This window comes from Salmonella sp. SAL04202, from assembly GCF_046550775.1.
GTDB classification, from domain to species: domain Bacteria; phylum Pseudomonadota; class Gammaproteobacteria; order Enterobacterales; family Enterobacteriaceae; genus Salmonella; species Salmonella enterica.
This window is the reverse complement of the sequence record NZ_JBGDXK010000001.1, coordinates 1,906,504-1,917,471: the sequence shown is the minus strand read 5'-3', so window position 1 is coordinate 1,917,471 and position 10,968 is coordinate 1,906,504. Positions and strand designations below refer to the sequence as shown.

The 10,968-nt window shown below is 54.8% G+C and carries 8 protein-coding genes; 5 read left to right on the top strand and 3 right to left on the bottom strand.

The genetic code is table 11. The features are described 5' to 3' along the window. Positions 1–9 precede the first annotated feature (9 nt). Positions 10–69: a type I toxin-antitoxin system Ibs family toxin gene (locus tag ACLJQJ_RS09640; RefSeq protein WP_105887528.1), complete on the top strand. Its 60-nt coding sequence runs from the start codon at positions 10–12 to the stop codon at positions 67–69. 98 nt (positions 70–167) lie between these two features. Here the strand turns inward: ACLJQJ_RS09640 and yegD are convergent, their stop codons facing one another. Further along, positions 168–1,520 carry a molecular chaperone gene (yegD, locus tag ACLJQJ_RS09635; RefSeq protein ID WP_000469628.1) on the bottom strand — a complete coding sequence of 451 codons (1,353 nt, stop codon included), beginning with the start codon at positions 1,518–1,520 and terminating at the stop codon, positions 168–170. A 133-nt stretch (positions 1,521–1,653) separates the two neighbouring features. Here yegD and alkA point away from each other — a divergent pair, with 133 nt between their 5' ends. Continuing rightward, positions 1,654–2,523, top strand: a complete 870-nt coding sequence (gene alkA / locus ACLJQJ_RS09630) for a DNA-3-methyladenine glycosylase 2 (RefSeq protein WP_063809112.1) — start codon at positions 1,654–1,656, stop codon at positions 2,521–2,523. On the opposite strand, the gene ACLJQJ_RS09625 is transcribed toward alkA, so the two are convergent. Continuing rightward, positions 2,491–5,481 carry an MASE1 domain-containing protein gene (locus ACLJQJ_RS09625; protein WP_063809113.1) on the bottom strand — a complete coding sequence of 997 codons (2,991 nt, stop codon included), beginning with the start codon at positions 5,479–5,481 and terminating at the stop codon, positions 2,491–2,493. The genes alkA and ACLJQJ_RS09625 overlap by 33 nt on opposite strands. Positions 5,482–5,811: 330 nt before the next feature. Between ACLJQJ_RS09625 and udk the strand changes: the two genes are divergently transcribed. The 3 genes from udk to asmA all read left to right on the top strand — a co-directional run bounded on the left by udk (position 5,812) and on the right by asmA (position 9,020). Then, a complete protein-coding gene (udk, locus tag ACLJQJ_RS09620; protein WP_000132082.1) occupies positions 5,812–6,453 on the top strand; it encodes a uridine kinase in 642 nt (213 codons plus the stop codon). Between the two features lie 90 nt (positions 6,454–6,543). Then, complete coding sequence (dcd, locus tag ACLJQJ_RS09615; protein ID WP_001234783.1) at positions 6,544–7,125, top strand: dCTP deaminase; 582 nt, start codon at positions 6,544–6,546, stop codon at positions 7,123–7,125. 38 nt (positions 7,126–7,163) lie between these two features. Beyond that, on the top strand, positions 7,164–9,020 hold the full coding sequence (asmA, locus tag ACLJQJ_RS09610) for an outer membrane assembly protein AsmA (protein ID WP_063809114.1): 1,857 nt from the start codon (positions 7,164–7,166) through the stop codon (positions 9,018–9,020). An 85-nt stretch (positions 9,021–9,105) separates the two neighbouring features. On the opposite strand, the gene ACLJQJ_RS09605 is transcribed toward asmA, so the two are convergent. Next, on the bottom strand, positions 9,106–10,686 hold the full coding sequence (locus tag ACLJQJ_RS09605) for a TerC family protein (protein WP_000454713.1): 1,581 nt from the start codon (positions 10,684–10,686) through the stop codon (positions 9,106–9,108). Between the last annotated feature and the right edge of the window lie 282 nt (positions 10,687–10,968).

Below are 10,968 nucleotides of genomic sequence, written 5' to 3'. Positions count from 1 at the left end.
GAAAGGGTTATGATGAAGGTAGTCATCATACTGGTGATACTCTTAGTGATTAGCCTACCAGCTTACTAAGACACCAGGGGGAGGAGGAATCCTCCCTTACCCTCACTCCTGACGTTAAGCCACATCAAGAATAATGTCAATCCATCAGCGCTGGGCTTGCGAGGCGCTTAGCGGAAAACGACCTCCGCCCAGCGCGCCAGTCCTGCGGTGACGGAGCCGAAATCATCGCCGCCAGCGACGGGTATGCCCGGTAACTGTTCGGAAAGCGCTTTTTTAATCAATGGCGAACGGGCGCTGCCGCCGGTCAGATAGATGACATCCGGTTTTTCCTGCGCGCTGTCCAGCGCCAGTTGCACCTGTTCCAGAATACGCGCCAGCGGTTGATCCAGTGCCGCTTCCAGTCCTTGCTGGCTGATAGCGACCGCAAGGTCGTCGCTGATAAATGGCAGCCTCGCCGTAACATCCGCCTGGCCGGAAAGGGCGATTTTGCTCTCTTCCGCGCAGCGTACCAGGCGGTAGCTAAGCCGCTGACGCCAGACCTTGAGCAGCAACGCGACCTTGTCTGCTTCACGCGCGTTGCGAACCAAATCGTTCAACAGACGACCATTCGCGCTACTGTAAAAATCGCTTTGCGCCGGGACGTCGTTAATCGCCACGGCGTTCCACCACGGCAGCACCGGCAGGGCGATGCCTTTTTCGGTTTCGCCGCCCATGCCCAGTAAAGGCATCAGATTTTTAAAGGCCAGCGCGATATCCAGATCGTTTCCGCCCACGCGGCAACCGCTGTGTCCCAACAGGCTGTTTTCACGATCGGCGCGCTGACGCCACTGCGGCCCCATCAGTAGCATGGAGCAGTCGGTGGTGCCGCCGCCAATATCCACGACCAGCACACGCTTCTCTTCCCGCAGCGTAGCTTCGTAGTCCAGGCCCGCCGCAACCGGTTCGTACTGGAATACCACCTCCTGAAAACCGGCGCGTTTTGCCGCCCGCTCCAGAATACCCTGCGCCTGGCGGTTCGCGTCATCGCCGCCCAGTCCCTGAAAGTTGATCGGGCGACCGATCACCGCCTGGGTAATGGCCTCCGGCAATTGGCTGTGCGCCGTATGACGAATATGTACCATCATGGCGCAGACCAAATCTTCAAACAGCGCGACCTGCTGCGGTTTCAGGCCGCTGGCACCTAAAAAGGATTTCGGCGATTTGACAAACCAGACCTCCTGGGGATCGTCAATATAGTGCGCCAGCGACGCCAGACCAAACTGTACGCTTTGCGCGCCAACCTCAATATCTTCCTCGCGGTTGTAGCGTATCGCGCGGCGTAGCAACGCCTGAGTTTCTTCGTCCGTTGCCGGCACATCATGATGGCGATACAGCCACTCGCTCACCGCTTCGCGCGTCGGCGCGCACAGCATAGACGGCAGTAATGCGCTGTTATTCTCCATTGTCAGCAACTGTGGATGCCCGTCGCGCATAATGGCGACCGAGCAATTTGCCGTACCGTAATCAAATCCGATAAACACCTTAAAATCCCCATGCCAGTGAAGAAGGGGCGTGACTTTAGCGAAATGTCGTCGCGGCGACAACTGGAATATGAAAGCAAGGCGTTACGTGCGATTAGCGTTTATGCTGAAAGGTCAAATAAAGGAGAAAAGTATGTTTACCCTGAGCTGGCAGCCGCCTTACGACTGGTCGTGGATGTTGGGCTTTCTTGCCGCGCGTGCGGTGGACGGCGTGGAAACGGTAGGCGAGGGCTTTTATGCGCGCAGCCTGGTGGTGGGCGAGCATCGCGGACTGGTCAGCGTGAGGCCCCATCTGTCCACCCACACTGTGCAGGTTAGCGTGAGCGCCGGATTACTTCCCGTCGCGCCGGCGTGTCTGGCGAAGGTTTCGCGTCTGTTTGATCTTGACTGCCAGCCCGCGCAGGTTGCCGCCGTGCTGGGGCCACTGGGCGAGGACAGACCGGGGCTGCGTTTACCGGGATCGGTTGATACGTTTGAACAAGGCGTGCGGGCGATACTGGGGCAACTGGTGAGTGTCGCGATGGCGGCCAGGTTGACGGCGAAAGTGGCGCGCCGCTATGGCGAGGCGTTGCCGGATGCGCCCGATTATGTCTGTTTTCCCGGTCCGGAAACGCTGGCGTTGGCCGATCCGCTGGCGCTTAAAGCTCTGGGGATGCCTCTGCGGCGCGCCGAAGCGCTGATTCATCTGGCGCAGGCGACGCTGGCGGGAAAACTGGCGCTCGCCGCGCCGCCGGATATTGAGCAGAGCGTTAAAAATTTACAAACGTTTCCGGGAATTGGCCGCTGGACGGCGAACTATTTCGCCCTGCGCGGTTGGCAGGCAAAAGATATCTTTTTGCCCGATGATTACTTAATTAAGCAGCGCTTCGCCGGGATGACGCCCGCGCAGATCCGTCGCTACGCGGAGCGCTGGAAACCGTGGCGTTCCTACGCGCTACTGCATATCTGGTATACCCACGGCTGGCAACCGTCAATGGATAGCGAAATAGCTGGTATTCAGTAACAAATCCAACGGTTGCGCTTCGGCGATAGTGTCGCCATAAATCAGATCCACGCCAATACGGGAGAGCGTATCCAGCACCTGTGGGTTCTGTACCGGCCCGGCGAGCGTTTTGATGTCCAGATGTTGGGCGTGTCCCTGGATGATCGAGGTCAGCATTTCATCCATTAAACTTTCATGAACGTTGGCGATAAGGTCGCTATCCAGCAGTAAATAATCGGCGATATGCGGGGTCAGTAAATTAAACAGCTGTAAATCGCGCCCGACATGGCTGAGAATCACCTGGCAGCCGCGTTGCCGCAGTTTTCGCAGAGTCGCAGCGGCGGTCTGCGCCTGCTTAACGATAACGTCAGCCGGGATAATCAGGTGTAATAACCGTGGCGGTAGTGGGCTATGCTCCAGTTGTTCCAGCAGCTCATCAATAAGGGTCGCGCTGTATAATCCCGCGGCGGACAGCGGCAGCGCAACGCTTAATCCCTTGCTGGCGACGGCGGTCGCCGCATGGCGGAAAAACTCATGGAATACCCGTCGGTCAAGCGCGTGATGCAGCGCGGAGTCGGCTAACCCTGCCCGGAACGCGCGCTCTTCCATCACTTCCCCTTCGCTGGTCCACAGCCTGAGTGAGACCAGCCAAAAGCTGGTGGCCTCCGGCGTACGCGGCGGCGCGACGTTTCTGGCAAGCATCAGCAGGTGGTTATTTTTAATCATATGCCACTGTTCTTCCAGCGGCATCATTCCCTTTGAGGAGGTTAATGCGTGCTGCGGTTCGTACACGGTCAGACGGCCTCGACCGCTATTTTTCGCGGCGTAGCAGGCAATATCGGCCTGAGACACGACCTCTGTGAGCTGGCAGTTATGTTCATTTATCATTGTGATCCCGGCGCTGGCGCCGATCCGATGCAGGCGTCCTTCCCACATAAAGTGATACTCATTAACGGCGTTGATAAGCCGCGTCACGATAAAGCGCGCGCTGTCACTATTACAATCCGGCAGCAACAGGCCAAACTCATCGCCACCCAGACGGGCCAGGAGATCGCCGGATCGAAGCATACTGAGCATCAGTGACGCGAGCTCGCGCAATAAGGCATCGCCGGCGGCATGTCCCGCGCTGTCGTTAACCGCTTTAAAACGGTCCAGATCGATAAACACCAGCGCATGATGTTGAGGCGATTCCTGTATGGTTTGCAGGCGCTGTTGAAGCTGTTTTTCAAAACTGGCGCGGTTGGCAAGTTGGGTGAGGGCGTCATGCGTTGCGCTGTAGCTGAGCTGGCGTAACATTTTTCGTGATTCGGTAACGTCCTGGATAACCAGAACCGAACCAATCTTATCGCCATCAAGCGTACTGAGCGGCGTGATACTGTAATGAATATCGTAGCTGCCGCCGTTATGACAATGGAGCACTATCTCCTGTTCCATGTCCGATCGCGACCTGTCGGCGCGATAAATATCCTCCAGCAGCGGCCCCTTATCACCTGACGTAATGCGCAGAACCGTTAATAATGGCGCGCCTAAAGCATCCTCTTGCCGCCAGCCGCTCATCTTCTCGGCGATCGGGTTCATAAAGGTGATATTCATCGCGACATCAATACACACCACCGCTTCTCCGATAGAGTCAAGCGTGATGTGCAACCGTTCTTTTTCCTGAAACAGCGCCTCGTTCGCTTGTGTAATACGCTCCATCAACCGCTGGTTTTCCTGCTCGCTTTGCTTGAGATCGTTAATGTCTTCAATCTGAGCAATAAAATAGAGAGGTTTATTGTCTTTATGACGAACCAGTGAGACGGCCAGCAGCGCCCAGACGACATCGCCGTTGCGGGTGTAGTAGCGTTTTTCCATGGAATAGCTGTTGATGTCGCCGCGCACCAGCATGTTTAGCTGTTCAAGGTCGTTATTCAGGTCTTCCGGCCAGGTCAATTGCTGAAATGTCATCGTGCGTAATTCATCCTGGCTATAGCCAAGAAAATGGCTCAGAGATTTATTGACCTGTAGCCACTGACCCTCCGTACCGACCAGCGCCATACCAATGGCGGAATACTCCATCGCGTTGCGAAAGCGGGATTCGCTCTCGGTGATATGTTTACGCTCCGTGCGAAACGCGTACATCACCATCGTCATCATATTGGCAGGCAGCAGGATCATTAAAAAAGGCAGCCACGGCATATTGACCATCACGTCGGTTTTCGGCGTGGCGAGCAGCGTGGGGTCATTGGCCAGCATGAGCGAGACCACGATAACGGTAGCTAAAAAAATTAAAAACGCCTCCATTCGCGGCAGGCGCACCGCACTCCACATCAACAGGACGATAACGCACGTAAACGGCCACGGAATATAGCGCATAGCGAGCCAGCTTAGCGCCAGCGTAATGACCAGCGTCAATAGCGTTTCCAGCAACAGATGCGGATCACGATGACGCAACAGATAGTGTGGTTTAAACAGTAAACCTAACGGCACCAGCGTCAGCGCGCCGATGGCTTCCGATAATACCCAAATCAGAAACGCTTTCGAGGCGACCGCTTCCGGCGCTATCAGCCAAAATAACAGGCCGCCGAGTAGTGGCGGAATCACGGCGCTGCCGATAGCCAGACGAAACCAGTCATTCAAATTTTGTAAGGGGTTGTAGCTGGGGAGCAGTTTTCGCAGCAGTATCGCGCCAGTGGCCGCCTCGATAATATTTATTGCCGTCCAGCTAAAGTTAAGCGAGGCGGCAGGAAATAAAGTCAGTGAGGCGCCGATGCTGCCGAGCGAGCAGGCGACCGCGATCCCTGGCCACAGACGGCCCGCATGGCGGTAAAACGCGACCATCATAATGGAGGTGGGGAACCACAGCGGCGCGAGTTGGGTGCCGACACGCGATAATACGAGCGAAAAGAGCGTAAAGACAAACGCAACCAGGCCTAAACTGACCAGACGCAATAGCGGGTGGGGGACGGTAACGAAAACATGTTGGGATGGTTTACTCATTACCACTCTATCCGAATCGCCGGTAACGTCGCGGAATACCGGACGCGTCAGTTTACTCTGTGATTATGCTAGTATAAACGCGTAATGATTTATACGCTGGCTGAATATAAATTGTGGCTCCCGGCGTATTCCTCCTCCAGACGGGTCGATAAAACCGCTGCCCGCGTTAAAACTGAACGCTTTTACGTCGCGACGTCGAATGCGCCGCCAACAAATTCACCGTGGCATAGCGCCGGACTGGTATCGCGCTGCTGAAATCCCTATAATTGCCGCGTTTGGCGTTTCGGCGCCCCCCTTCCTTACATCCAGGTTAATCAGGTCGCTAAATTTATGACTGATCAGTCTCATCAGTGCGTCATTATCGGTATCGCTGGCGCATCGGCTTCCGGCAAGAGTCTTATTGCCAGTACCCTTTACCGCGAATTGCGTGAACAAGTGGGTGACGAACATATTGGCGTTATTCCCGAAGACAGTTATTACAAAGATCAAAGCCATCTGTCGATGGAAGAACGCGTAAAAACCAACTATGACCATCCGAATGCGATGGATCACAGCCTGCTATTTCAGCATCTTCAGGCGCTCAAGCGCGGTTCGGCGATTGAATTACCGGTATACAGTTATGTTGAGCATACCCGTATGCAGGAAACGGTTCGCGTAGAACCGAAGAAAGTGATTATTCTTGAAGGTATTCTGTTACTGACCGACGCGCGTTTGCGTGAAGAGATGAACTTCTCTATTTTTGTCGATACGCCGCTGGATATCTGTTTGATGCGCCGTATCAAACGCGATGTGAACGAGCGTGGTCGCTCAATGGATTCGGTGATGGCGCAATATCAGAAAACGGTGCGTCCGATGTTCCTGCAATTTATTGAGCCTTCCAAACAATATGCGGATATTATCGTGCCGCGCGGCGGTAAAAACCGCATCGCTATTGATATTCTGAAAGCGAAAATCAGCCAGTTCTTTGAATAAATCTGGCGAATTGTGTACCGTTCAGTGATAACCTGGTTAGCCCTTGATGTGCTTGATTTAAGGGCTTGATGCGCGAAAGGAGAAAGTGCCATGCGTTTATGCGACCGAGATATTGAAGCCTGGCTGGATGAAGGCCGTTTGTCTATCACCCCGCGACCTCCCGTAGAGCGCATTAACGGCGCGACGGTCGATGTACGTCTTGGCAATAAATTTCGAACCTTCCGTGGCCATACGGCGGCGTTTATCGATCTGAGCGGGCCGAAAGATGAGGTCAGCGCAGCGCTGGATCGCGTGATGAGCGATGAAATCGTTTTGCCGGACGGCGAGGCATTTTATCTGCATCCGGGCGAGTTGGCGCTGGCCGTTACCTTTGAATCCGTTACCCTGCCGCCGGATTTAGTGGGCTGGCTGGATGGTCGCTCCTCGCTGGCGCGTCTGGGGCTGATGGTGCATGTGACGGCGCACCGTATCGATCCCGGCTGGTCGGGCTGCATTGTGCTTGAGTTTTACAACTCCGGGAAGCTGCCGCTGGCGTTGCGTCCGGGTATGCTCATCGGCGCGCTGAGCTTTGAGCCGCTGTCCGGCCCGGCGGCGCGGCCTTATAACCGCCGTCAGGATGCCAAATATCGCGATCAGCAGGGCGCTGTCGCCAGCCGGATTGATAAAGACTGAGCCATTCGGCGCAATACTGCCGGTCCATTGAGGGTAGCATGAGACGATTTCTGACGACGCTGATGATTCTCCTGGTCGTGCTGGTGGCCGGATTCTCTGCGTTGGTATTGTTGGTCAATCCGAATGATTTCCGCGCCTATATGGTGCAGCAGGTTGCCGCGCGTAGTGAATATCAGTTGCAACTGGACGGGCCGCTGCGCTGGCACGTATGGCCGCAACTCAGCATCCTTTCCGGGCGAATGACGCTAACGGCGCGAGGCGCCAGCGAACCGCTGGTGCGGGCTGACAATATGCGCCTGGATGTCGCTTTATGGCCGCTGTTGAGTCATCAGCTTCATGTTAAGCAGGTGATGCTGAAAGGCGGGGTGATTCAACTGACGCCGCAAACGGAAGCGGTACGCAGCGATGATGCGCCGGTCGCGCCGAAAGATAATACCTTGCCGGACGTAGCGGAAGATCGCGGCTGGTCGTTTGATATTCGTAGCCTGCGCGTTGCCGACAGCGTGCTGGTTTTCCAGCATGAAAATGATGATCAGGTCACGGTGCGCGATATTCGTCTGAATATGGAACAAGATGCCGAGCATCGCGGCACGTTTGATTTTTCGGGACGGGTGAACCGCGATCAGCGGGATCTTGCTTTATCGTTCAGCGGAACGGTGGATGCTTCCGATTATCCGCATAACTTAACCGCGGGTATTGAGCAACTGCGCTGGCAATTGCAGGGCGCGGATCTACCGGCGCAGGGGATTGAGGGGCAGGGACAATTGCAGGCGCAGTGGCAGGAGGCGCAAAAACGTCTTTCATTTAACCACTTAAATTTAACGGCGAATGACAGTTCTCTGACCGGGCATGTCCAGGTAACGCTGGCGGACCAGCCGGAATGGCAAATTGACCTCCGGTCCAGCAAGCTTAATCTGGACAACCTGTTGCCGCATCATAGCGCCGTGGCACAGACGGGCGGCGCGGTGTCGCAGGGGCAAAATACGCTCCCCCTGACCAGGCCAGTTATCGCGTCGCGTGTTGGTGCGCCGCCTTATCAGGGGCTGCAAAGCTTTACGGCGGAGATTGCTTTACAGGCGGATTCAGTTCGCTGGCGGGGAATGGACTTTACCCAGGTTTCGACGAAGATGTCTAATCAGGCCGGATTGCTGGATATCACCGAGTTGCAGGGGAAACTGGCCGACGGAGAGATGTCGCTGCCCGGCACGCTTGACGCCCGCACCGCCAGTCCGCGCATCGAGTTCCACCCTCGCCTCAACCATGTTGAGATTGGGACTATCCTGAAAGCCTTCAATTATCCGATTAGCCTGACCGGTAAGATGTCGCTGGTTGGCGATTTCTCCGGGGCGGATATTGACGCGGAGGCATTTCGCCACAGCTGGAAAGGAAAAGCGCATGTTGACATGAGCAATACGCGCCTCGAAGGAATGAATTTCCAGCAACTGGTGCAGCAGGCCGTAGAGCGAAGCGGCGGCGACGCGCAGCAGTCGCAGGAAAATATGGACAACGCGACCCGACTGGATCGCTTCACGACCGATCTGACGCTAAATAAGGGCACGCTGACGCTCGACGGCATGGTCGGGCAATCTTCTATGCTGGCGTTAACCGGCAGCGGAACGCTGGATCTGGTTAAGCAGAGCTGTGATACGCAATTTAATCTGCGTGTGCTGGGCGGCTGGAACGGCGATAGCAACCTGATCACCTTCCTGAAAGAGACGCCGGTGCCGCTGCGCGTCTATGGCAAGTGGCAGGAGCTGAACTATACCCTGCAAGTGGATCAGTTATTGCGTAAGCATTTACAGGATGAGGCGAAGCGTCGGCTCAATGACTGGGCGGATCGCAATAAAGATACCCGCAACGGTAAAGATGTGAAGAAGCTGCTGAATAAGCTTTAGTTTTTGGCCAAAGGGCAGAGCCGGATGGCGAGGCTAACGCGCCTCCGGCCTGCCTGGTAAGCAGGCCGGGGCAGGCGAACAGACGTTACATCTCCTGGTCTGGCTCGCCGTTATGCAGCGGAATTAACTGCACTTTCTGCACTCGATGGCTTTCTACCTGCAATGTTTTCAGCAAATAATCGCCCACCTGAACCTCTTCACCGGTTTGCGGTATGCGTTGCAAATATTCCATCAATAATCCGGCAATCGTATGGTATTCCCGTTTTTCATCCAGCGGTAGCGGCACGTACTGCACCAAATCCTCCAGCGGCATATGGCCGTTTGCTGTCCAGGAACCGTCCGGGTTCTTCTGAATATCGTGGCGGGCGTCAATTTCCTCGACTTCATTCGGCAGATTACCGGCGATAGTCTCCATGACATCGCTTAATGTCACAATGCCTTCAACCGAGCCAAACTCATCTACGACAAAGGCAAAATGGGTTCTGGCGTTACGGAACTGCTCCAGCGCAGGCAGCAGCGGCAATGTTTCCGGGAAAACCAGCGGTTGGCGAATCAGCGCCCGCAGGTTGAGCGGTTCGCCGCGCAGCGATTGTTGCAACAGATCGATGACGTGGACGACGCCGAGTAAATCTTCCTGTTCATTTTCACCCGTCACGACCAGACGCGTATGCTGGTTCTTTTCCAGCAGAGCGCGGATTTCCGCTTCCGGCGCGTTGAGATCGATATGCTCGATATCGTGGCGCGACGTCATGATGCTACTTACGGTGCGCTGGTTGAGATTCAGCACCCGCTCAATCATCCTGCGCTCCTGCGGATTAAAAATCTGGCTGTCGTCATGGTCTGCCAGCATCGCAGCGGTTTCCGCATCCAGTTCGGCATCCTCTTTTTTACCGCTAATCAGCCGCATTACGGCCTCCGTTGTGCGCTGGCGCAGCGTATGGTTAGCGGAAAGAAAACGGCGGCGGTTAAAAATAGCCAGTTGGTTGAGCGCCTCGATCATCACCGAGAAGCCGATAGCCGCGTACAGATACCCTTTCGGAATGTGGAAACCAAACCCTTCCGCCACCAGGCTAAAGCCGATCATTAGCAGGAAGCTAAGACACAAAATGACAATGGTGGGATGGTTGTTCACAAATCGGGTCAGTGACTTGCTGGCGAGCAGCATCAGGCTAATGGCGATTATCACTGCCGCCATCATGACCGCCAGGTGATCGACCATCCCCACGGCGGTAATCACGGAGTCGAGAGAAAAGATAGCGTCCAGCACCACGATTTGCGCGACCACCGCCCAGAATTTCGCCCCCTTACGCTGGGTAGGGTTGGCGCTATCTTTCCCTTCCAGCCGTTCGTTGAGCTCCATGGTGGCTTTAAAGAGCAGGAAAAAGCCGCCGAACAGCATAATCAGATCGCGGGCGCTGAAGCTTAATGCCTGTACGCTAAAGAGCGGCTTAGTCAAGGTGACCAGCCACGAGATTGACGCCAGCAGCAGCAGGCGCATGATCATCGCCAGTATCAGGCCGGTAATGCGCGCGCGGTCGCGCTGCCCCGGCGGTAGTTTTTCAGCGAGGATGGCAATAAAGACCAGGTTATCAATGCCGAGAACAAGTTCGATAACGATTAACGTTACCAGTCCGGCCCAGATTGACGGATCGGCAATCCATTCCATAGTAAGAGCAATACCTTCTGTAATATGACAATTGTCACAATTCGATCATGGATAATACGGCGGAAAAATGCAATGCCGCAGAGCAATTTATCTTTGTTACGCGGCTATAAAATAACTTTAAAATAGCCGTAATGTTTCTGTCGGAAACTAAATAATGTCAAGAATATATTTAGGAAATATCGCAGGTGGAGTGGAGTAAATAAATATTGTCAACATCAATAAAATCCTAAAATCATCTGTTAATTCATTTAATATTAATCTTAAAAATATAGAATGGCGGGT